Source organism: Arthrobacter sp. UC242_113, from assembly GCF_044054585.1.
In the GTDB taxonomy this organism is placed as follows: domain Bacteria; phylum Actinomycetota; class Actinomycetes; order Actinomycetales; family Micrococcaceae; genus Arthrobacter.
In genome coordinates, this window is sequence record NZ_CP171968.1 from 824,762 (window position 1) to 846,100 (window position 21,339).

At 67.2% G+C, this 21,339-nt stretch carries 18 protein-coding genes and 1 pseudogene; 13 read left to right on the top strand and 6 right to left on the bottom strand.

Features of this window, described 5'->3' with window-relative positions:
- Positions 1-134 precede the first annotated feature (134 nt).
- Both ACHMXB_RS03720 and ACHMXB_RS03725 read right to left on the bottom strand, forming a co-directional pair.
- On the bottom strand, positions 135-1,778 hold the full coding sequence (locus tag ACHMXB_RS03720) for a cytochrome c oxidase assembly protein (RefSeq protein ID WP_395402878.1): 1,644 nt from the start codon (positions 1,776-1,778) through the stop codon (positions 135-137).
- A gap of 588 nt (positions 1,779-2,366) precedes the next feature.
- Positions 2,367-3,437, bottom strand: a complete 1,071-nt coding sequence (locus ACHMXB_RS03725; protein ID WP_395402880.1) for a hypothetical protein — start codon at positions 3,435-3,437, stop codon at positions 2,367-2,369.
- Between the two features lie 36 nt (positions 3,438-3,473).
- Between ACHMXB_RS03725 and ACHMXB_RS03730 the strand changes: the two genes are divergently transcribed.
- From ACHMXB_RS03730 to ACHMXB_RS03785, 12 genes are all read left to right on the top strand, one after another.
- Positions 3,474-4,403 carry a hypothetical protein gene (locus ACHMXB_RS03730; RefSeq protein ID WP_395402882.1) on the top strand — a complete coding sequence of 310 codons (930 nt, stop codon included), beginning with the start codon at positions 3,474-3,476 and terminating at the stop codon, positions 4,401-4,403.
- A 6-nt stretch (positions 4,404-4,409) separates the two neighbouring features.
- Positions 4,410-5,402 carry an HAD-IIA family hydrolase gene (locus ACHMXB_RS03735; RefSeq protein ID WP_395402884.1) on the top strand — a complete coding sequence of 331 codons (993 nt, stop codon included), beginning with the start codon at positions 4,410-4,412 and terminating at the stop codon, positions 5,400-5,402.
- A 9-nt stretch (positions 5,403-5,411) separates the two neighbouring features.
- Positions 5,412-5,744, top strand: coding sequence for a hypothetical protein (locus ACHMXB_RS03740; protein WP_395402886.1), 333 nt, complete (start codon positions 5,412-5,414; stop codon positions 5,742-5,744).
- Between the two features lie 2 nt (positions 5,745-5,746).
- The gene (locus ACHMXB_RS03745) at positions 5,747-6,559 is read left to right on the top strand and encodes a TlyA family RNA methyltransferase (RefSeq protein ID WP_395402888.1); all 813 of its coding nucleotides are present in this window, start codon (positions 5,747-5,749) and stop codon (positions 6,557-6,559) included.
- A gap of 13 nt (positions 6,560-6,572) precedes the next feature.
- Positions 6,573-7,598 carry an NAD kinase gene (locus ACHMXB_RS03750; RefSeq protein ID WP_395402890.1) on the top strand — a complete coding sequence of 342 codons (1,026 nt, stop codon included), beginning with the start codon at positions 6,573-6,575 and terminating at the stop codon, positions 7,596-7,598.
- A 3-nt stretch (positions 7,599-7,601) separates the two neighbouring features.
- On the top strand, positions 7,602-9,341 hold the full coding sequence (gene recN, locus ACHMXB_RS03755) for a DNA repair protein RecN (RefSeq protein WP_395402892.1): 1,740 nt from the start codon (positions 7,602-7,604) through the stop codon (positions 9,339-9,341).
- Positions 9,342-9,467: 126 nt separating this feature from the next.
- The gene (locus ACHMXB_RS03760) at positions 9,468-11,225 is read left to right on the top strand and encodes a CTP synthase (RefSeq protein WP_395402894.1); all 1,758 of its coding nucleotides are present in this window, start codon (positions 9,468-9,470) and stop codon (positions 11,223-11,225) included.
- Between the two features lie 32 nt (positions 11,226-11,257).
- A complete protein-coding gene (locus tag ACHMXB_RS03765; protein WP_111902407.1) occupies positions 11,258-11,920 on the top strand; it encodes an NUDIX hydrolase in 663 nt (220 codons plus the stop codon).
- Positions 11,920-12,948: a site-specific tyrosine recombinase XerD gene (gene xerD, locus ACHMXB_RS03770; RefSeq protein WP_395402896.1), complete on the top strand. Its 1,029-nt coding sequence runs from the start codon at positions 11,920-11,922 to the stop codon at positions 12,946-12,948. The genes ACHMXB_RS03765 and xerD overlap by 1 nt, the downstream gene beginning before the upstream one ends.
- Before the next feature lie 53 nt (positions 12,949-13,001).
- On the top strand, positions 13,002-13,493 hold the full coding sequence (locus tag ACHMXB_RS03775; protein ID WP_395402898.1) for an 8-oxo-dGTP diphosphatase: 492 nt from the start codon (positions 13,002-13,004) through the stop codon (positions 13,491-13,493).
- 75 nt (positions 13,494-13,568) lie between these two features.
- Positions 13,569-14,123 carry an RNA polymerase sigma factor gene (locus ACHMXB_RS03780; protein WP_395402900.1) on the top strand — a complete coding sequence of 185 codons (555 nt, stop codon included), beginning with the start codon at positions 13,569-13,571 and terminating at the stop codon, positions 14,121-14,123.
- A gap of 1 nt (position 14,124) precedes the next feature.
- Complete coding sequence (locus ACHMXB_RS03785; RefSeq protein WP_395402902.1) at positions 14,125-15,084, top strand: hypothetical protein; 960 nt, start codon at positions 14,125-14,127, stop codon at positions 15,082-15,084.
- Between the two features lie 93 nt (positions 15,085-15,177).
- Here the strand turns inward: ACHMXB_RS03785 and ACHMXB_RS03790 are convergent, their stop codons facing one another.
- From ACHMXB_RS03790 to ACHMXB_RS03805, 4 genes are all read right to left on the bottom strand, one after another.
- On the bottom strand, positions 15,178-16,329 hold the full coding sequence (locus ACHMXB_RS03790) for a bifunctional 2-methylcitrate synthase/citrate synthase (protein WP_395402904.1): 1,152 nt from the start codon (positions 16,327-16,329) through the stop codon (positions 15,178-15,180).
- Positions 16,330-16,396: 67 nt separating this feature from the next.
- Positions 16,397-17,302 (bottom strand): methylisocitrate lyase, encoded by a 906-nt coding sequence (gene prpB / locus ACHMXB_RS03795; RefSeq protein ID WP_395402906.1) that lies wholly within the window; start codon positions 17,300-17,302, stop codon positions 16,397-16,399.
- Positions 17,303-18,823, bottom strand: a complete 1,521-nt coding sequence (locus ACHMXB_RS03800) for an MmgE/PrpD family protein (protein ID WP_395402908.1) — start codon at positions 18,821-18,823, stop codon at positions 17,303-17,305.
- Positions 18,816-19,472, bottom strand: coding sequence for a GntR family transcriptional regulator (locus ACHMXB_RS03805; protein ID WP_395402910.1), 657 nt, complete (start codon positions 19,470-19,472; stop codon positions 18,816-18,818). The genes ACHMXB_RS03800 and ACHMXB_RS03805 overlap by 8 nt, the downstream gene beginning before the upstream one ends.
- Before the next feature lie 241 nt (positions 19,473-19,713).
- Between ACHMXB_RS03805 and ACHMXB_RS03810 the strand changes: the two are divergent.
- Positions 19,714-21,291, top strand: a pseudogene (locus ACHMXB_RS03810) (DUF222 domain-containing protein).
- Positions 21,292-21,339: the final 48 nt, after the last annotated feature.

Consider the following 21,339-nt stretch of genomic DNA (forward strand, 5'->3'; position numbering starts at 1 on the left):
GGTCGTTAGAAAGTCCAATTGATTTACTTGAAGGGTCTAATACCTACCCTGCGGAAACCTTGAGGCCGGCAGGGGTGGCAGTGGCCTTCTTTGGGTGGAAGCCACTCAAGAAACACCGGTTGGGGACGGGCCGATCAGGATTCTGAGGACATCACAAGATCGTGGGTGCGCTCAGAAGCGGAACGGTTCCGGGCGAGCACATCGCGGTGTCGGAGAGCCTGGACCAGCACAGTCACGGCTGCTACAAGAAGCGTGCCGGCGGCGATGATCCACATGGCCATGCCCGCCGGTTCCACGAGCGCCAGAACTGGCTGGTCCCAGGGCTGGCCCGCGGTGACCACCCATTCCTGCCGCCGCGAGTCGGGAAGCTGGTCTGCCTGTTGGGCGAGGGCCCAGCCGTGCACCGCGTAGAGCGCGGCCACGGCACCTATCGTCACCAGCCTCGAAGCCAGCGACGGCCCTGGGCCGTCGGCGGCCCGGGTCAGGGAAGCAGTGAAGAGGGAGCCGGAGAGCAATGCCAGCAGGGCCATGCCCTGATACCCGAACTGCGTGCGTGACGAATAGTCCAGCAAGGGCGTGTAATACAGGGCTGCCATTACGGCCGCCAGGCCGGCGGCTGCGAAGTAGGGCGCAGACGTGGCATTAAGAACCGGACGCAATGTCGCGGTAAGAGCTTCTGCACCGCCTATTGTTCCGTCCTGCCTGGGCGCAATGGCGAGCTTGGCCAACGTCAGCGGGGCGCCGGGAACCAGCAGGAGTGGAACGACGGCGATGAGAAGCATCTGGGTCACGACGTGCGCGCTGATCAAATACTCCTGGTAAACGCGGAGTCCTCCGTCGGTGACCAGGAACAGCAGCGCGACTCCAGTGAACCAAAGGCCGGCCCTGTAGGCAGGCCAGTGCCCGCCACGGTTCCTGATGCGCCGCACTCCGGCCGCATATAGGAACACCGCGACTGCGCAGAGGAAGATCCAAAGGGCGTCGGGCTTCCAGCTGCTGAACACATCCACAAAACCCGGAACGCGCAGGGATACCTGGGCCGGTGTGGCCTGCGAGACCGTTGGCGGTGGAGTGCGTGCCAGGGCGGCTGCGAGTCCCGATCCGGCCGCCATGACGGCAAGCTCGGCCACAGCCAGAGTTGCGAAAGCGGCCCGTGCCTTGCCCGGGATGGATTCCAGCTTCGTGAGGATCCACTTCCGGTGCAGCGCCCCGAAGAGGCCCAAAAGTCCCAAAACGGCCGTCTTGGCCAAGAGAATCAGGCCGTACTGTGAAACCAGCCCCTGAACTGTTCCGATGCCTGTTAGCCCGGCCGCAACACCCGAGAGCGCCAGGGCAAGGAAGGACAGCAGCGCCAACGTGGAGTAACGCCGGACCGCGTCCAGCAACTCCGTTCCGAGCGTCCGGCGCAGCAGGACCAGGGTTGCCAGACCGCCGATCCAGATGGCTGCGGCGGCCATGTGCATGACCACCGAAACGGTGCTGTCGGCGTGGTTCGCGCCGCCCGCGGCATGGGAGTTCAGAGCCAGTGGTATCAGCCCCGTGAAAGCCAGCACAGCCGTGACGGCAACAGCCCGCTGTCCTTGGATGCCAAAACACAAGAGCGCCACCGTTGCCGTGATCAGCACTGTCAGCGCACCTCTCCGGCCAGCATCAACGTCCGTCAGGAAACTGACAAATATTGCCCCGGAACCTTCCGAAAACAGCGGCAGGTTTGCCAGCGAGTGGAAGGTGAGGACGCTGATCGCGGCTGCGGCTGCGGTCCAGAGCACCGCAGACACACCGGCAAGGGACAGAGCTTTCGAGAACGCTCTTCCCTTCGGCGGCAGGGCAAACAACGCCAAAGCGAGTGGCCCGACAGTACCGGCGGCGGCGACATTAAAAAAAGTTTGGCAACAGGAAGCCCCCAGATGACTGCTGCCCCGGTCCGGTCCAGGAGCGCTGCTTCCTTGCCGGCCTCGGTCGAGTAGGCAATGAACAGAGCCAGTAGCCCGCATCCCAGGATCATGGCAGCAGCGGCCACCGGCTTCGTCCGTGATTTCTTCATGGTTCCCCCTTGGCGGATGCTGTGAGGGCCAGTCTTGCCACGCCTCCTTGGATTTTCCCTGTGGGTTGGCGCGTTCTGCCGGACTGCGAAACGCGAATGGCCGCCGCGGCCAGCCAGCCATCGGCCGGCAGGCCATTCGGCGGCACATACTCCTGTGAGGATGCACACGACTGCCCGTGGAAGGCCCTCGCCGTTAGTGGCTGGCACCGGCTCTCACCTAGAATTGCTAGAGATATGCGGACACCGGATGCTTCACCACGGGTCGCGCAGGACAACCAAACACGGACAAGAGCGGCTGCACATCGCGCCAGTGGTCGGCTCACTACAGGAGGAATCCACCATGGCTGAGCACAAGGGCGGCGGTTACCGCGGCGGAAACGACCGGGGAGACTCGGGAAGCAACCGGGGCCGGCAGGGGGGCCCGTTTAGGGGGACCAACAATTCCGGCGGGGATCCGCGGGGCTTCCGCGCCCGTGAAGGCCGCGGTTCCAGCGGCGACCCTGACCGTAAGCCGTTCTCGGATCGTCCGCGCCGTGAGGGCGAGGGTGACCGCCGCGGTTTTGGTGGCGGGGAGCGTAAGCCGTTCTCGGATCGTCCGCGCCGTGAGGGCGAGGGTGACCGTCGTAGCTTTGGTGGCGGGGAGCGTAAGCCGTTTGGTGATCGTGACCGTAAGCCGTTTGGTGACCGTCCGCGTCGTGAGGGCGAGGGTGACCGTCGCAGCTTTGGCGGTGGCGAGCGTCGTGAAGGCGGGGGCGAGGGTGACCGCCGCGGTTTTGGTGGCGGGGAGCGTAAGCCGTTTGGTGATCGTGACCGCAAGCCCTTTGGAGACCGTCCGCGGCGGGAGGGCGGCGGCGATCGCCGCAGCTTTGGTGACCGTCCGCGCCGTGAGGGCGAGGGTGACCGTCGTAGCTTTGGTGGCGGGGAGCGTAAGCCGTTTGGTGACCGTCCGCGCCGTGAGGGCGAGGGTGACCGTCGTAGCTTTGGTGGCGGGGACCGTAAGCCGTTTGGTGACCGTCCGCGCCGTGAGGGCGAGGGTGACCGTCGTAGCTTTGGTGGCGGGGAGCGTAAGCCGTTTGGTGATCGTGACCGCAAGCCGTTTGGTGACCGTCCGCGCCGTGAGGGCGAGGGTGACCGCCGTACCTTTGGCGGCGGAGAAAACCGCCGCCCGTTCGGCGACCGCCAGGACCGTGCACCCCGCGAGGACCGTGCCCCCCGTAGCTTCGACCGCGGCGACTCCGGCCCCCGCCAGTTTGGCCGCGACAGGGCTGAGGACCGCCCCGTACGCGTCCCCAACGCCCGCGACCTTCGCAGCGCGAACCGTCCGGACCGTGAGCGTTCGCCCGAAATCGACGAGGACGTCACGGGCAAGGAACTTGACCGCGCCACACAGCACCAGATCAAGACTCTGGAAGCCAACAGCGCGGAGTGGGTGGCCCGCCACCTCGTGATGGCCGGACGGCTCATCGACGACGAACCCGAACTGGCATTCCAGCACGCCCTCGCCGCCAGCCGCCGCGGGGGACGCCTTGCCGCCGTCCGCGAGGCAGTCGGCCTGACAGCCTATGCCGCCGGACACTACGGCGAGGCCCTGCGCGAGTTCCGCACCTACCGGCGGATCAGCGGTTCCAACGTCCACCTGCCCGTCATGGCGGACTGCGAACGTGGCCTGGGCCGGCCTGACCGCGCCCTGGACGTCGTCCGTTCCGAAGAGGCCCAGGACCTCGACGCCCCCGGGAAGGTGGAGCTGGCAATTGTCGCCTCCGGTGCCCGCGGCGACCTCGGCCAGCTGGATGCCGCCGTGGCGGAGCTGGAGATTCCGCAGCTGGACCTCAACCGCGCCTTCTCCTACAGCCCGCGCCTATTCCGCGCCTATGCCGATGCCCTGACAGCCGTTGGCCGCGAAACCGAGGCCGGAAAGTGGCAGCGGCAGGCCGTGGTTGCCGAGGAAGCACTGGGCCAGGGCATGGCAGAGGAACCCGACATCATCGACCTCGGCTGGGACGAGGAAGAGGAAGCCCGGGAAGAAGCCGAACGCCGGAAGCGGATTGCGCATGCCGCAGGCACGTCGGCGCAGGACGGAAGCGAGTCTTCCGACAGGCAGGCGGCCCCCGGGATCAGCGCCGAGGAGGAAGCTGCAGCACAGCGTCCCTCAGCCGATGCAGCGGAAGGGAACCTGGACGACGCGGAGGCGGACTACTTCGAATCCGACGACGCCGAGTCCGACGAGGATTCCGTCGAGCCCGACGAGGAGGCTGAAACCGGGGATGCTGAAGCCGGGGACGCGGAAAACGCTGACCTTGAAGCTGAGCACACCGAACAGCAGGATGCTGACCGGCGCCACAACGGCTCGGAGGACTAGCCCGGCATGAGTGATGCCCATCTGATTTCGCGGTTCGACGCGCTGCTGTCCGACCTGGACGGCGTGGTCTACGCTGGCGCCCACGCCATCCCGGGAGCGGTGGAGTCGCTGCAGCGGCTGGCCGGGATCGGTGTCGGACTGGGATACGTCACCAACAACGCCTCCCGCACGCCGGCGCAGGTGGCCGCCCACCTGCGCGAGCTTGGCGCCCCCGCCGAGGACCAGCAGGTGGTGAGCTCGTCCCAGGCCGGGGCCGACCTGCTGGCGTCGCTGCTGCCCCCGGGCGCTGCCGTGCTCATAACCGGAAGCCCGGCACTGGCCCACGAGGTTGAGCTCGTTGGCCTAAAGCCGGTCCACGGCGCGCAGGACAATCCCGTGGCCGTGGTGCAGGGCTTCAACCCTGCGATCGGCTGGAAGGACCTCGCCGAGGCAGCGTTCGTCCTGGCAGACGCAGACGTGCTCTGGGTTGCCACGAACACCGACATGTCCATCCCGCAGGCCCGCGGGATGGCTCCCGGCAACGGAACCCTGGTGGGCGCCGTGGCCGCCGCAACCGGCCGGCGGCCGCTCGTCGCCGGCAAGCCGGAGGCTCCGCTCTTCCACGCCGCGGCCAAGCGGCTATCGTCGGACCGGCCGCTGGTGGTCGGCGACCGGCTGGACACCGACATCCTGGGCGGCAACCGGGCGGGCTTCGCCACGGTGGCCGTGCTGACCGGCGTCGACACCCTGGAAACCATGCTGGCGGCCCGGACCGATGAGCGGCCCCGCTACATCATCCGGGACCTGAGCGGCCTCTACGAGGCATACCCGGAATTCGACAACGACGGCGGGACGTTCCGTTGCGGGACCGCCACCGCAACCGTGGCCGGAGACGCCATCCGCATCACCGGCCACAAGGACAACCTGGATTCGTGGCGCGCGGCGTGTGCCGCATGGTGGGCGGCCCGGCCCGACGCCGACGGCCCCACGGCTCCCGAACTCGAGTGGCTGGATCAATAGACTGGTGCCATGCCCGAGTTGAACAACGACGCGTCGAACGGCGCAGTGCACGAGACCGCAGCTCACGACGCAGCAGTTCAGGGGACCGCTGTGCCGGATACCGCCTGGCCGGAGCTGGCACTGCCCTCCGGCCGCGGTGATGACGGCATCGCCGACACAGCGGTGCTGGCCATCCTGGACCGGGTCCGCGACGTTCCCGGACTCCCGGTTTCGGAGCACCCGGCCGCGTACGCAGACATGCACGACGCCCTGCTGGAAGCCCTGAACAAAGAGCCACAGCACGAAGAGCCGCAGTATGACGTGCCGCGTGAACAGCCGCAGCCTGGTGCGGGTGCCGCCTGACCATGCCCAGACTCGACCAACTGCTCGTCAGCCGGGGACTGGCCCGGTCCCGCACCCACGCCGCCCGGCTCATCGCCGAAGGCAAGGTGTCCTCCGACGGCGACGTCCTCTCCAAAGCGTCGCTGCAGGTGGGCGACGACCGTGACCTGAGCGTCGCGGAAGACGCGGCGGACGCCTACGTCAGCAGGGCCGGCCACAAACTGGCCGGCGCGCTGGACGCCTTCCCCGAAGTCGCCGTCGGCGGCAAACGGTGCCTTGACGCCGGAGCCTCCACCGGTGGCTTCACCGACGTCCTGCTGCGGCGGGGAGCCGCGCACGTGGTGGCGGTCGACGTCGGGCACGGCCAGCTGGTGCCGCAGCTCCGCAGCGATCCGCGCGTGAGCGTGCACGAAGGTCTGAACGTCCGTTACATGGACGCCGGCCAGATTGGCGGCCCGGCAGAGATCACGGTTGCCGACCTGTCCTTCATCTCCCTGACCCTGGTGCTGGCGCCGCTGGCCGCATGCACCGCGCCGGGCGGCGACCTGATCCTCATGGTCAAGCCGCAGTTCGAGATCGGCAAGGAACGGCTCGCCCGCACGGGAGTGGTCAACTCGGAGCGCGAACGGCGGCTGGCTGTCGGTAAAGTGGCGGGGGCGGCGCTCGACGCCGGCTTGGAACTGCGGGGGCTGGCCATCAGCCCGCTGCCTGGCCAGGACGGAAATGTCGAATACTTCCTGTGGATAACGCAAAGAATGTCCGAAGACTTGCCTAAGATCGAAGAGCGGGACGCAGCTGTCGCTGCGTTGCTGGGAAAGATCTGGCCGAATCACTAGAGAGCGGAAGCCGATGAGCAGGCGTGTACTGGTACTTGCCCACACCGGCCGCGAGGAATCCCTAAAGGCGGCCTGGGAAGCGTGCGCCCAGCTCCACGCCTTCGGCATCATCCCCGTTATGCAGAAGTCCGAGCTGGGCGACATGGAGGGCTTCTTCGGCGCGATGGACCAACCGGTCGAGATCCTCGACGACCATATCCAGCTTCCGGACGTCGAACTGGTCATGGTCCTGGGCGGGGACGGGACCATACTGCGGGCGGCCGAGCTGGTCCGCGAATTCGATGTACCGCTCCTGGGCGTGAACCTCGGCCATGTCGGTTTCCTCGCCGAGAGCGAGCGTGCGGACCTCGCCCAGACAGTCGAATGGATCGCCAGCCGTGACTACACGGTGGAGGAGCGCATGACCATCGACGTCCAGGTCTGGGTCCGCGGCCAGAAGATTTGGCACACCTGGGCCCTGAACGAGGCCGCCATCGAAAAAGGCGACCGGGAGCGCATGCTGGAACTGGTCACTGAGGTGGACGAGCGCCCGCTGACCTCCTTCGGCTGCGACGGCGTGGTGCTCGCGACGCCCACCGGATCCACCGCGTACGCGTTCTCGGCCGGCGGCCCTGTTGTGTGGCCCGAAGTGGAAGCCCTCCTGATTGTGCCCATCAGCGCGCACGCCCTCTTCGCCAAGCCGCTGGTAGTTTCGCCCCGGTCCCGGCTGGCCGTGGAAGTACTGAACCGGACGGATGCCCTGGGCGTGCTCTGGTGTGACGGCCGGCGTTCCGTGGACCTGCCGCCCGGCGCCCGCGTCGAGGTCACCAGGTCGGCCACGCCTGTCCGCCTGGCCCGCACGCACCAGACGCCTTTTTCGGGCCGGCTGGTCCGCAAGTTCCAGCTTCCCATCCATGGTTGGCGCGGCCCCGTACCGCAGTCCGAGGAAATCCATACCGGTCCGGTACCGATTGTGCGCACGCCCCGGACCATGGCACCGCCCTCGGCCCTCCGGCCGTACGAACGCGGTCCAGAATCCGATCCTCCGACTGAAGAGTGAAGCATGCTTGAAGAACTGAGAATCCGCGATCTCGGCGTCATCACCGACGCCACGCTGCCGCTGGGCCCCGGGCTCAGCGTTGTCACCGGCGAGACCGGTGCCGGCAAGACCATGGTGGTCACCGCCGTCGGGCTGCTGCTGGGGGCCCGGTCGGATGCCGGCGCCGTGCGCAGCGGCGCCAAGAGCGCCTCTGCGGAAGCGGTGGTGCACCTGGAATCGGGGCACCTCGCCCTGGAACGCGCCAGGGACGCCGGTGCTGAGATTGAGGAGTTCGACGGCGGCGCGGAACTTCTGCTGTCACGCCGCCTGGGTGCCGACGGACGCAGCAGGGCCTTCCTCGGCGGGCGGGCCGCCCCGGTGGGCGTGCTGGCCGAAATAGGCGAGTCCCTCGTGGTGGTGCACGGACAGACGGACCAGATCCGGCTCAAGGGCGCAGCGGCACAGCGCGAAGCCCTCGACAAGTTCGCGGGGGACGGGCTGGCGTCGGCGCTCGGCGGATTCCAGAACCTCTACACCTCCTGGAAATCCAGCCAGGCAGAGCTGGATTCACTCCGCAGCGCCGAGCGCGAGCGGCTCCGCGAGGCCGAGTCCCTGGAAGCCGCGCTTGCGGAGATCGACGCCGTGGACCCGCAGCCGGGGGAGGACGAGGCCCTCAAAGCCGAAGCCGTCAAGCTGGCCAACGTCGAGGAACTCCGGATCGCCGCCACCACCGCGCACCAGGCCCTCATTGCCGAGGACTTCGGCGAGGCCGGCGACGCCACGTCGCTCGTCGATGCGGCCAAGCGGACCCTGGAACACGTGGCCGAACACGACGAGGAGCTCGGATCTGCGGCCGCCCGCCTGGCCGAGGTGGGATTCCTGCTCAACGACATCGCCACCGAGCTGGCCAGCTACCAGGCCGGACTGGACTCGGAGGGCCCGGAGCGCTTGGCCGAAATCGAAGAGCGCCGGGCGTCCCTGGCCAAGCTGGTGCGGAAGTACGCGCCGAGCATCGACGAGGTCCTTGAATGGGCGGAGACCGCCCGGGCCCGCTTTGACGAACTGCAGGGCGACTCGACGCGGATCGAAAACCTGGAAGCCGAGGTGGCCAGGGCCGCAGCCGAGCTGAAGAAACAGGCCGCGGCCATCAGCAAGGTCCGCGCCAAAGCCGCCAAGGACCTTTCCGCGCGGGTCAGCGCCGAGCTGAAGGCCCTCGCCATGGCTGACGCCACCCTGGTGATCACTATCGAGGCCGCCGCCCAGCTGGGACCTTACGGCGCGGACGAGATCTCCTTCCTGCTGCAGCCGCATTCCGGCGCTCCGGCCCGGCCGCTGGGCAAGGGCGCGTCCGGCGGCGAGCTTTCCAGGGTCATGCTGGCCATCGAAGTGGTGCTGGCGGCCGTGGACCCCGTGCCGACTTTTGTCTTCGACGAGGTCGACGCCGGGGTGGGCGGGCGTGCCGCCGTCGAGATCGGCCGGCGGCTGGCCATGCTGGCCCGCCATGTCCAGGTCCTGGTGGTGACGCACCTGCCGCAGGTGGCGGCGTTCGCCGATCAGCACATCCGTGTGACCAAAACCTCGGTTCGCGGTTCCGACGGGTCCACCGCCAAGGGCTTCACCTCCAGCGACGTCCAGCTCCTCGACGAGGCCGAACGCGTGAAGGAACTGGCCCGGATGCTGGCAGGCCAGGAGGACTCCGAAACCGCCCAAGCGCACGCCCAGGAGCTTCTGGACGACGCCAAGCTCCTGCCGCAGAAGGCCTGAGCCGGGCGAAGGCCCTGCGGCCCCAGGCGGACCCCTTGCCGCGGGCTCTGCTATTGCTTGCAGCGCGCGGACAGGGAAAACTGAAGCCTTTGGGGACGCATACCCGATCCGTGGAAGGCTCAATTGATGATAGGCTCGAATTCCGTGGTGCAGCGATCAAATTCCCGTGTAAATTCCCGGTTCCCGGGCTCGTCCAAGACGACCAAACACATCTTCGTCACCGGCGGTGTGGCGTCCTCGCTAGGCAAGGGACTGACGGCCTCAAGCCTCGGCCACCTTCTGCGGGCACGCGGCTTGTCTGTAACTATGCAGAAGCTCGATCCCTATCTGAATGTGGATCCGGGCACGATGAACCCCTTCCAGCACGGCGAGGTTTTCGTCACAGACGACGGTGCTGAAACCGATCTCGACATCGGACACTACGAGCGCTTCCTCGACGAAAACCTCGAGGGCTCGGCCAACGTGACCACCGGCCAGGTCTACTCCACCGTCATCGCCAAGGAACGCCGCGGCGAGTACCTCGGGGACACCGTCCAGGTCATCCCGCACATCACCGATGAGATCAAGCGCCGGATGCGGCTTCCCGCCGAGGGCAAGAACGCGCCGGACGTCATCATCACGGAGATCGGCGGCACGGTCGGCGACATCGAGTCGCAGCCCTTCCTCGAGTCCGCCCGCCAGGTCCGCCAGGACGTCGGCCGGACCAACGTCTTCTTCCTCCACGTTTCCCTGGTCCCGTACATCGGTCCTTCGCAGGAGCTGAAGACCAAGCCCACGCAGCACTCCGTGGCCGCCCTCCGCTCCATCGGCATCCAGCCGGAAGCCATCGTGATCCGCTCGGACCGCGAGGTTCCCGAGGCCATGCGCGAGAAGATCGGCCGCATGTGCGACGTCGACATCGACGCCGTGGTCAACGCCGCCGACGCCCCCAGCATCTACGACATCCCCAAGACCCTGCACACCCAGGGCCTGGATTCGTACATCGTCCGGGCGCTGGACCTGCCGTTCAAGGACGTCGACTGGACCAGCTGGGACAAGCTCCTCGAAGCTGTCCACAACCCCAAGCACGAGGTCGAGGTTGCCCTGGTGGGCAAGTACATCGACCTCCCGGACGCCTACCTCTCCGTCACGGAGGCCCTGCGCGCCGGCGGCTTCGCCAACGACGCCAAGGTCAAGATCCGCTGGGTGCCGTCCGACGAATGCGAAACCCATGAAGGTGCGGTGCGATCCCTGGAGGGTGTTGACGCCATCTGCGTTCCCGGCGGCTTCGGCATCCGCGGACTGGAAGGCAAGCTGGGCGCCCTGAAGTTCGCACGCGAGTCCCGGCTGCCCGTACTGGGACTCTGCCTTGGCCTGCAGTGCATGGTCATCGAGTACGCCCGCAACGTCGTCGGAATGGAGGGTGCCTCCTCCAGCGAGTTCGAGCCGGACTCCAAGTACCCGGTCATCGCCACGATGGAAGAGCAGCTGGAATTCGTCGAGGGCCGCGGCGACCTTGGCGGCACCATGCGCCTGGGCCTCTACGAGGCCAAGCTGGCCGAGGGCTCGGTCATCGCCGAGACCTACGGCACCACCACCGTCAGCGAACGCCACCGCCACCGGTACGAGGTGAACAACAAGTACCGCGAGCAGATTGCTGCCGAGGGCCTGGTGTTCTCCGGCACGTCGCCGGACGGCAAGCTGGTGGAATACGTGGAACTGCCCCGCGAGGTTCACCCCTACTACGTGGCCACCCAGGCGCACCCGGAACTGAGCTCGCGGCCCACCCGCCCGCACCCGCTCTTTGCCGGCTTGGTGAAGGCGGCTCTGGACCACCAGAGCGGCAGCGCCGGGAGCGGTTTCGAACCCGCGGCGGCCGGCTCCGGCGAAGCCGCCGCAGAGTAATTTCACAGCACCCATAGAGTAAGGACGGCGCGATGCCCGGTAATTCTGAAGACACCCCTGCTGACCGGCAGGTTTCGGATGCGCCGAGCCCGCGCCGTCTGCTCTCCCGGGAGCGTGTCTACAACGGCCGGATCTGGGACGTTGTCAGCGACAGCTTCAAGCTCACCGCCGAGGGTGACCCCTTGGTCCGCGACTACATCGAGCACCCCGGGGCCGTCGCTGTGCTCCCCATGAACGACGACGGCGAGGTGCTCCTGATCAAGCAGTACCGCCACCCCGTGGGCATGGACCTATGGGAGATTCCCGCCGGCCTGCTCGACGTCGAGGGGGAGGACTTCGTGGTGGGCGCCGCACGGGAGCTCGCCGAGGAAGCCGACCTGATCGCCAGTGACTGGAATGTCCTGGTGGACTTTTACAATTCGCCCGGATCCTCCAGCGAGGCGATCCGCATCTACCTGGCCCGCGGCCTCACCGAGGTCCCGCATCACGAACTCCACGTCCGCACGGACGAGGAAGCGGAAATCGAGCTGCACTGGATCCCGCTGGAGGATGCCGTGGCCGCCGTGCTGGAGGGGCGTCTGCACAACCCGTCCGCCGTCGTCGGAATCCTCGCGGCCGCTGCAGCGAAGGCGGACGGCTTCAGCGGACTACGGCCGGGCGACGCCCCCTGGCCGGCCCACCCCAGCCAGCGCTGATGGCCGCGGACACGGCGGCACCGGAGGATTCATCCGCCGCGGCGGCCACAAACCTGGCAGACGGCGCGGAAACCGCCCCGCCACAACGGCCCCGCACCGCGATTGACCGCGGCGTGACCGACTACCTGCAGCACATGGGCGTCGAACGGGGCCTGGCGGCAAACACTCTGTCCGCCTACCGCCGTGACCTCGCCCGGTACTCGACCTACCTCGCTGCCCAGGGCCTGAGCAGCCCGGCTGACATCACCCGCCACCACGTGACAGGCTTTGCCCAGGCCCTCTCTGACGGCGCCGACGGCGGTACCCCGCTGGGAGTGCGGTCCGCGGCGCGGACCGTGGTGGCCGTTCGGGGACTGCACCGCTTTTGGGCACTTGAAGGGACGACGACGGCGGACCCTGCCAGCGACGTGCACCCGCCGATGCCCGGCAAGCGGCTGCCCAAGGCCATCACCGTGGACGAAGTCACGAAGATCCTGGAAGCCGCCGGCACAGACACCGCAACCGGTCTCCGGGACCGGGCGCTGCTCGAATTCCTTTATTCCACCGGAGCCCGGATCAGCGAAGCCGTGGGCCTGGACGTCGACGACCTCTCGGTGGCCGCCGCCGAATCCGGCCCGGCCATCGTACGGCTGTTCGGAAAGGGCTCCAAGGAACGCCTCGTCCCGCTCGGCTCATTCGCGGCCCGCGCCCTCGACGCCTACCTGGTCCGGGGCCGCCCACTGCTCGCGGGGAAGGGCAAGGGCACCCCTGCGCTGTTCCTCAACGCGAGGGGCGGGCGCATCAGCCGGCAAAGCGCCTGGACCATCCTTAAAGCCGCGGCGGACAAGGCCCAGATCGCCAAGGATGTGTCCCCGCACACGCTGCGGCACTCCTTCGCCACCCACCTGCTCGAAGGCGGAGCGGACGTCCGCGTGGTCCAGGAGCTGCTCGGCCATGCCTCGGTGACCACCACACAGGTGTATACCCTGGTCACCGCCGACACGCTGCGGGAGGTCTACGCGGCAGCGCACCCCCGGGCCCTGGGATAATTCCGGCTCCTGCATCAACGTGCGGATAGCGCCGCACCGCTAGGCTGGTTTGCATGACTTCCGTGCCCGTCACCCTCTGCTTCCTGCTACGGGAACGCGCGGAGGTTGGGCCTGAAGTGCTCCTTGGCCTGAAGAGGACCGGCTTCGGAACTGGCAAAATTGTTGGACTCGGCGGCCACGTGGAGGCCGGCGAGACCGATGCGCAGGCGGCGTGCCGGGAGGTGCTGGAGGAAGCCGGCGTCGTTGTCCTCGAAGAGGACCTGTTGGACGCGGGAACAGTGCAGTTCATTTTTCCCGCCCGCCCTGACTGGAACATGTCCACCAGCCTGTTCACCACCCGCCGGTGGGCCGGTGAGCCCGTCGAGAGCTCCGAAATCATTCCGGAGTGGTTCCTGATTTCCGCCCTTCCGCTGGAGCGCATGTGGCAGGATGCTGAGCACTGGCTGCCCCTGGCTCTGGCCGGGAGCGTCGTCGATGCTGTCATCACCCTGAACGGGGACAACGAGACCGTGGCGTCCGCCGAATATTCTTTCCGGGCCGTGTAACCGCCCATGTCCTGGCGGAAACTATACGGTTAGCCTGCCAGATCAGGACACTACTTCTTTAGGTTTGGGGGAGATGTGGATTCGGAACGCGAACTGGCGTTCATCGCCGTTCACAGGGATAGCTATCCGCGGGTTTACAGGTACGTGCGGCGGCGGGTGGAATCGCCGGAACTCGCTGAAGAGCTCGCCGCCGACGTGTTCCGCGTCGTATGGCAGAAATGGCACGACCAGCCGCGCTCGGACATCGCCTGGCTTTTGACCGTGGCGCGGAACCTGATTGGAAATGCCTACCGGAGCCGCGACCGCCGCGTGGCGCTGCAGGCAAAGCTCCGGGCGTCGGCAGAGCTCCGCTCCGGCGCGGAGTCCGAGGACCTGGTGGTCCATGACGCCATGGCCGCGCTGCGCGACAGTGAGCGCGACATCCTGCAGTTGGCCTACTGGGACGAATTGAGCGTGGCGGAGATCGCCGGCGTCCTGCAGTGCAGCACGGCTGCCGCCAAGGTCCGCCTGCACCGTGCCAGGGCCGCCTTCCGCAAGCAAATGCCCGTCGGCGCCCCGTCTGAAAGACAGAGCTCGGGAAGACAGAGCTCGGGCAAACAGAATTCGGCTACACAGAAGATGGGTGCATGAGATGGATCCGATCAAAAACCTGATTGCCGGGGCTGACCCGCTCCGCAGCGATCCTGCCGTGCCCGATGCCGACGAGGCCCTTCGGCAAGTGACCAGCGGACTCCCGATGTTTACGGACAGCCTGCCGCCCAACGTCTTGCGGTTCGAGCACCGGAAACGACGGCGGGCCCGCGTGGCCGCTGCGGTGACCCTGGCGGCCGCAGCGGTGACTGCCGGTGTGCTGGTGGCGACGAACGTCGGACCGCTGGCATCGGGGCCCGCTCCGGCGGGCACCGCGCTGCCGTCCGCTTCCGAAACGACGGGGCCGGCCAAGCCAACGCCGTCGGCGACGCCCTCCGCAACATCGTCGGCGACAGCAACTCCGGCGCCAACAGGCACTGCCGCCGCAGTTTCGTGGACCACTTTCACGGACGCCACCGGCCAGGCCACCTTTGAGCACCCGCTGGGGTGGACGGTGTCCCAAACGCCGCAAACCATCGACGGCGGTTCCTACAACATCGTCGAGTTGAAGAACGCCGCCGGCAAGACCATGGCCACTCTCAGGTTGGTTTATGACGCCACGGGCGGCCCGGTCTGCCCGGATCCGAAGCCGTACCAGACCCTCGACTCGGTAATAGTCGACATTCCGCAGAAGGCCGCCAAACTCAGGGAACACCCCCAGGGCCCGTCCGCCTTTGTCTTCCGCGTGATCCAGGGAGACAAGGTCTATGGGTCCCTCGCCCTGACTGACGGAGAGCTGGCTCCGCAGACCACGACGTGTGGCTTGTACAACGGAATCCTCGGCCCGGACAATGTCCCCTTCGCGCAATTTGGCGACACTGTTTGGCTCACGGCGGACGGAAAGGACGCCCCGCTCACGTTCGACTCGGTCGCCGAGGCTAAGGCATACATGGGAACGCAGGAGTACAAGGACCTCAAGCGAATGCTGGTTTCCCTTGCGCTGCAACCTGCCGCCTCCTGAGAACCGGCGATAAAGGACGCCGGGCCGGCCACCCGAAAAGGTGACCGGCCCGGCGTCGTACGCTTTACAGCCGTACGCGTTGCAGGTGAGCGGCTACGGCACGTGCCGTTCGTCCGGACCGTTGTAGGCACTCAGCGGGCGGATGAGCGAGTTGGCGTTCAGCTGCTCCATGAAGTGGGCGGTCCAGCCCGTGATCCGGCTGGCCACGAACAGCGGCGTGAACATGTTCGTGTCGAAGCCCATGAGGTGGTACGTGGGGCCGGCCGGGTAGTCGAGGTTCGGTTTGATGCCCTTGGCCTCGTCCATGGCCGATTCGAGCCCGTTGTACAGGCCCAGCAGTTCGGGCCGGCCGTAGTGGGCGATCATCTTGTCGAGTGCCGCCTTCATGGTGGGCACGCGGGAGTCGCCGTGCTTGTAGACCCGGTGGCCGAAGCCCATGACCTTCTTTTTCTGGGCCAGGGCGTTTTCCATCCATGCCTTGGCGCGGTCGGCGGCTTCCTCAAGGGACTCCTCGGGCCGGATGCCGATCTCGTCGAAGGTGTGCATCACGGCCTCGTTCGCCCCGCCGTGCAGCGGCCCCTTGAGAGCACCGATGGCGCCGGTCACCGCCGAATGGAGGTCGGACAGCGTGGACATGATGACGCGCCCGGCGAACGTGGAGGCGTTGAAGGAGTGCTCCGCGTAAAGAATCATGGAGACGTTGAAGGCCTCCACCACCTCGGCGACGGCCTCCTCGCCGAAGGTCATCCACAGGAAGTTGGCCGAGTAGCCGAGGTCGTCCCGCGGCTCCACCGGTTCAACGGGGCGTCCCGCCGCGTGGCGGCGCCGCTGGTCGTACGCCACCACGGCCGGCATCGCGGCAAACAGGTCCAGGGCCTTGGCCATGTTGGCCTCCCGGGAGGAATCCTCCGCGAGACTGTGGCGGGCGCCCATGACCGATGCGGCGGTGCGGCAGACATCCATGGGGTGCGACGTCGTCGGCAGGGCATCAACCACCTGCTTGACCACGGGATCCAGCGGCCGTCCGGCGCGCTCCCGGGCCGTGAAGTCAGCCAGCTCGCCGGAAGACGGCAACTCGCCGTTCCACAAGAGGTAAGCGACCTCTTCGAAGCTGCACCTGGCGGCGAGCTCCTGGACGGGATAGCCGCGGTACAGCAATGAGTTCGTGTCGGGATTGACCTTGGAGACGGCGGTGTAGTCCACCACGACGCCGGCGAGGCCCTTCTTGATCTCTTCTTCAGCCATGCTGAACTCCTTCGTTCCTTGCGTGTTACCGGCCGGAGGGGCCGGTGGTCCTGCGGGGATTTGGGTGTCAGTCGGTCCCGGGGATCCGGAAGTTGAAGACACCGGTGTCAAAGCGGTTGTAGGCCTCGTAATCCACCAGGTCGTACAGCCGCGCGCGCGTCAGCATGCTCCCTACCTGCGCTTCCTGCGTTCCGTCAGCCTTAATTGAGTCCAGCGTACGCTCAGCCGCCCCCATGGCACTACGGAGCAGGGTCACCGGATAAATCACCATGTTCACGCCCACATCCTGCAGCTGGTCCACGGTGAAGAGGTCGCTCTTGCCGAACTCGGTCATGTTGGCCAGGATCGGCACGTCAACGGCGTCACGGATGGCCTGGAATTCCTCCAGCGTGGCCATGGCTTCGGGGAAGATAGCGTCCGCACCCGCCTCCACCAGGGCCTTGGCGCGGTCCTTGGCAGCGTCCAACCCTTCCACCGCACGGATGTCCGTGCGTGCCATGATGAGGAAGTTCGGGTCCCGCCGCGCATCGGCCGCGGCCCGGATCCGCTTGGTGGCGGTGTCCAGGTCCACGACGTTCTTGCCGTCGAGGTGGCCGCAGCGCTTGGGGTTGAACTGGTCCTCGATGTGGCAGCCGGCGAGCCCGGCGTTTTCCAGTTCCTGCACGCTGCGGGCCACGTTCATGGGCTCGCCGAAGCCGGTGTCCGCATCGACGATGCAGGGCAGGTCGGTCATCCGGGCGATCTGGCCGGCCCGGGTGGCGACCTCGGTCAGGGTGGTCAGGCCGATGTCCGGCAGGCCGAGGTCATTGGCCAGGACGGCGCCGGAGATGTAGACCCCGGCGAAGCCCTTTTCCTCGATCAGCCGGGCGGAGAGCGGGTTGAACGCTCCGGGGAACTGCTGGATGGTTCCGGAAGCCAGCAGTTCACGGAAGCGCAGCCGCTTCTGCTCGGGCGTGGTCTTGGAGTACAGCATCTAGAACAGCCCCTTCGGCGCGGCGCTAAAGTCGATGACGCCGGGCGCCGCTGCGATGTTGAGCTGGTCCAGTTCGCCGGATTTGAGTTCGGGGAGGCGTTCGACGGCGGCGAGGAACCTTTCGATCTCAGTCTCGTCCACGAGGCCGGCAGCCAGCGTGCGGAACTTGTTCACGTACTGTTCGCGGGTGAACGGGCGGGCACCGAGGGGGTGGGCGTCGGCTACGGCGATCTCGTCCCGGATGACGGTGCCGTCCGTGAGCGTGATTTCCACCGAACCTCCGAAGGCCTTCTCCGAGATGTCCAGGGAGTGGTAGCGGCGGGTCCACTCCGGGTCCTCCACGGTGGAGACCTTCTGCCACAGGTCCACGGTGTCCGGGCGGGCGGCGCGTTCGGGGGAGTAGGAGTCCACGTGGTGCCAGGCCCCGTCCTGTAGTGCGACGGTGAAGATGTACGGGATGGAGTGGTCCAGGGTTTCCCGGCTGGCGGTGGGGCTGTACTTCTGGGGGTCGTTGGCGCCGGAGCCGATCACGTAGTGGGTGTGGTGGCTGGTCTTGATCAGGACGGACTTCACGTTCGCCGGATCTGTGGCTTCGGGGTGTTCCCTGTTCAGCTTGCGGGCGAGGTCGATCCAGGCCTGGGCCTGGTACTCGGCCGAGTGTTCCTTGGTGTAGGTGTCCAGGATGGCGCGCTTGGCCTCACCGGGCGTCGGCAGCGGAACCTCGTAGGAGGCGTCCGGGCCGTCCAGCATCCAGGCGATCACGCCGTCCTCGCCTTCATAGATCGGCACCGGCGACGTCTGTCCGCGCATCGACCTGTCCACCGCCTCGACCGCCATCTTCCCGGCGAAGGCCGGTGCGTGCGCCTTCCACGTGGAAATCTCGCCCTTGCGCGACTGCCTCGTGGCAGTGGTGGTGTGCAGGGCCTGACCCACGGACTGGAAGATGGTTTCGACGTCCAGCCCCAGGAGGGTGCCGATGCCGGCGGCTGCAGAGGGGCCGAGGTGGGCCACGTGGTCGATCTTGTGCTTGTGCAGGCAGATCGCCTTTACCAGGTTCACCTGGATCTCATAGCCGGTGGCGATGCCGCGGATCAGGTCCTGGCCGCTGGAGCCAACGTGCTGGGCGACGGCCAGGACCGGCGGAATGTTGTCGCCGGGGTGCGAGTAGTCCGCCGCCAGGAAGGTGTCGTGGTAATCCAGTTCCCGGACCGCCACGCCGTTCGCCCACGCCGCCCACTCCGGTGACACCCGTTCACCGATGCCGAAGACCTTGGCACCCTTGCCGCCGCTGGACGGGCCGTGCGTCAGGGCCTGTGCCCGGGCCGCAACGATGGGCGCGCGGTTCAGCGAGGCGATGGCCACCGAGGCGTTGTCGATGATCCGGTTGATGACCATGTCCGTGACGTCCTCTGTGACCGCTACCGGGTCGGCTGCCACGACGGCAATCTTGTGGGCGAGCTGCTGTTCGCGTGGGAGGTTTTCCTCGCTCTTGTATACGCGGACGTGGTGTTCCTTAACCATGGGATTCCTTCTGAGCGGGTGTGTGGACGGCTTTGACGTGGGAAAGACTGCGGTGCAGGTGGACGGTGGTGGCTGCTTCGGCAAGTCGCGGGTTGCCTTCGGCGATGGCTTCGGCGATGGCGGCATGTTCGGCTGCCGCGGCTGCGAGCCGGGCGTGGTCGTCGGCGGCCAGCCTGCGGACCCGGACAAGGTGGACGCGCAGGCTCCGCATGGCCTGCGCCAGGTAGGAGTTGGCGATGGCAGCATCGATGGCTGCATCCAGGCGGCCGACAAGCTCGTAATAGTCGTGCCGGGCGGGATCCGGGGAGTTGAGCAGGGCAGGCGCGTCCAGCAGCTCGCTCTGGAGCTGGAGGAAGACGTCGGCATCTCCGCGTTGGGCTGCCAGCGCGGCAGCCTTTCCCTCGAGGGTTTCGCGGAGCTCGAACAGCTCGTCGATGTCGTCCAGTGAGATATCCGTGACGACGACGCCGCGGCCGCCCGGCGTCGTCAGCCCCTCCGCCGTCAGGCGGCTCAGCGCCTCCCGGAGCGGCGTGCGTGAGACGCCGAGGCGTTCAGATTGTTCGACTTCGGCGAGTACCGTGCCGGGGAGAAGGCGCCATTCGATAATGTCGTCGCGCAGCGCCGCATAGGCTCTGTCACTGGCACGCATTTCGTCTCCCTTCTTCGGCTGGACTTAAATTGAGTGTATACACAGGCTGCAGTATTGCCTAGCTATTCCGGCGGCCTTACTTCTCATCTTCGGAGCAGTGTATACAAACCCTACCGCTGGAGGCGCCCAGAGCTGCTACAGAGTTTTCGTTTTTGAGCGGCTCAGAAAAACTTTCCAATCCGGCCCGCTTGTGGGGCCAGATCCACCCTTTAATGTCAGTGCCCCCTGCCATGCTGTGGGTATGGATGCGAAGGCGGTGCAGACAGTGGAGGGCGTGGAGTCCTCTGTCGCCGCGTTGGCGGTTTTTGTTCGTGAGGCCGCCGGCGTCGAGGCCGGTTTCGGGGCAGCCCGGCCGGGTGGTGATCCGCTGCGGAATCAGGCGGATGCCTGGTTGGATGCGTTGGCCGAGGCTGCGAGGTTGGAGGCCCGGGTGGCGGCGTTGAAGGTGCAGGCCGCGGCCGGTTTCGCCGCTGCGGAGGCGGTTTTGGCGGCTCCTGATGCTTCCCGGTCGGAGCGGGACGTGCTGCAGATGTCAGTGACGGCGGAGGTGGCGGGCGCGCTAACGCTGAGTGAGGGGTCGGCGGCCCGGTTTCTGGAGGAATCGGCCAGGCTGAGCAGGGACCTGCCGTTGACGCTGGCCGCGCTCGGGTCAGGAACAGTCTCCTGGCAGCACGCGCGGATCATGTGCGATGAGACCGAGGGGGTTGGATCCGGAAGCGGCCGCGGCGTTTGAGGCGCACTTCCTGGACCCGGACGCGCCCAACGCAGCGCGGGGTTGCCCGGCGGGGGAGCTGACGCCGGGCAGGTTCCGGGCGAAGGCACGGTATTGGCGGGAGCGGCACCATCCGGTCAGCATCGAGACCCGGCACACCAAGAGTGTGAAGGATCGGCGGCTGGAGTATGCCCCGGACCGGGACGGCATGGCCTGGTTCTCGGCGTACCTGCCGGCGGACCAGGCCGCCGGGATCTGGAACCGCACCACCGCCGCCGCCCGCGCCATGCAGGGCCCCACCGAGTCCCGGACCCTGACCCAGCTCCGCGTCGACGCCTTCGCCACGTGGCTGCTCACCGCAGGCCACCCGCTTGACGGCGCGGTTGACGGCCCGCCCCCAGATGTCCTGCCCGCAGACTCCACGCCGGCCAGTGAGATGCCAGCCGGTGATGCGCCAGCCGGTGATGCACTGGCCGGTGATGCGCTGGCCGGTGGTGTGCCGTCCCCCAAGGCGCAGGTGCTGGTCACCGTTCCGGTGTTCTCGTTGCTCGGCCTGTCCGATGAGCCGGCCACACTCGACGGGTACGGGCCGATCCCGCCGTCCATGGCCCGCAGGCTCGTCGCCGACGGCGCAACATCATTCCACCGCGTCCTCACCGACCCCCGCGACGGTGCGCCCCTGGAGATCGGACGCACCAGCTACCGGCTAACAAAACCAATGCGCCAAGTGCACGTTCCCCAACTGCAACAACCACTCCCTGGACAACGACGCCGACCACATCCTCGCCTGGGCCGACGGCGGCGGCACCGGCGTCGCCAACCTCGGCCAGCCCTGCCCGAAACACCATCGCCTGAAACACGCCACGGCGTGGAGACCGGTCGGCGCCACCCGTGACGCCCCACCAGGCTGGATCTCGCCCAAGGGACGGTCCTACCCGGCCGAGTACCAGGACTGGGAACCACCCACCTGGCCAGGACTGGCACGAACCAGCACCCGGCCAGGATTGGGCGGAGGACTGGCTGGAGCCGCAGGATAGACCCAAAGACCTGGATCCACCAATGCCTTTGGATCCCTGGCCCTACTGGCCCTTACCCGCGGCTGCCTGAAGGATTGTCCTCAGCGGGCCCCTGGGTGATGAGCTGTGCGAGTACCCG

Bases quoted from the DNA above. Each gene is read 5' to 3' on its own strand.
- ACHMXB_RS03735 (WP_395402884.1), top strand. From the start codon at position 4,410: ATGAGTGATGCCCATCTGATTTCGCGGTTCGACGCGCTGCTGTCCGAC.
- ACHMXB_RS03740 (WP_395402886.1), top strand. From the start codon at position 5,412: ATGCCCGAGTTGAACAACGACGCGTCGAACGGCGCAGTGCACGAGACC.
- ACHMXB_RS03745 (WP_395402888.1), top strand. From the start codon at position 5,747: ATGCCCAGACTCGACCAACTGCTCGTCAGCCGGGGACTGGCCCGGTCC.
- ACHMXB_RS03750 (WP_395402890.1), top strand. From the start codon at position 6,573: ATGAGCAGGCGTGTACTGGTACTTGCCCACACCGGCCGCGAGGAATCC.
- recN (WP_395402892.1), top strand. From the start codon at position 7,602: ATGCTTGAAGAACTGAGAATCCGCGATCTCGGCGTCATCACCGACGCC.
- ACHMXB_RS03760 (WP_395402894.1), top strand. From the start codon at position 9,468: ATGATAGGCTCGAATTCCGTGGTGCAGCGATCAAATTCCCGTGTAAAT.
- ACHMXB_RS03765 (WP_111902407.1), top strand. From the start codon at position 11,258: ATGCCCGGTAATTCTGAAGACACCCCTGCTGACCGGCAGGTTTCGGAT.
- xerD (WP_395402896.1), top strand. From the start codon at position 11,920: ATGGCCGCGGACACGGCGGCACCGGAGGATTCATCCGCCGCGGCGGCC.
- ACHMXB_RS03775 (WP_395402898.1), top strand. From the start codon at position 13,002: ATGACTTCCGTGCCCGTCACCCTCTGCTTCCTGCTACGGGAACGCGCG.
- ACHMXB_RS03785 (WP_395402902.1), top strand. From the start codon at position 14,125: ATGGATCCGATCAAAAACCTGATTGCCGGGGCTGACCCGCTCCGCAGC.
- ACHMXB_RS03790 (WP_395402904.1), bottom strand. From the start codon at position 16,329: ATGGCTGAAGAAGAGATCAAGAAGGGCCTCGCCGGCGTCGTGGTGGAC.
- prpB (WP_395402906.1), bottom strand. From the start codon at position 17,302: ATGCTGTACTCCAAGACCACGCCCGAGCAGAAGCGGCTGCGCTTCCGT.
- ACHMXB_RS03800 (WP_395402908.1), bottom strand. From the start codon at position 18,823: ATGGTTAAGGAACACCACGTCCGCGTATACAAGAGCGAGGAAAACCTC.
- ACHMXB_RS03805 (WP_395402910.1), bottom strand. From the start codon at position 19,472: ATGCGTGCCAGTGACAGAGCCTATGCGGCGCTGCGCGACGACATTATC.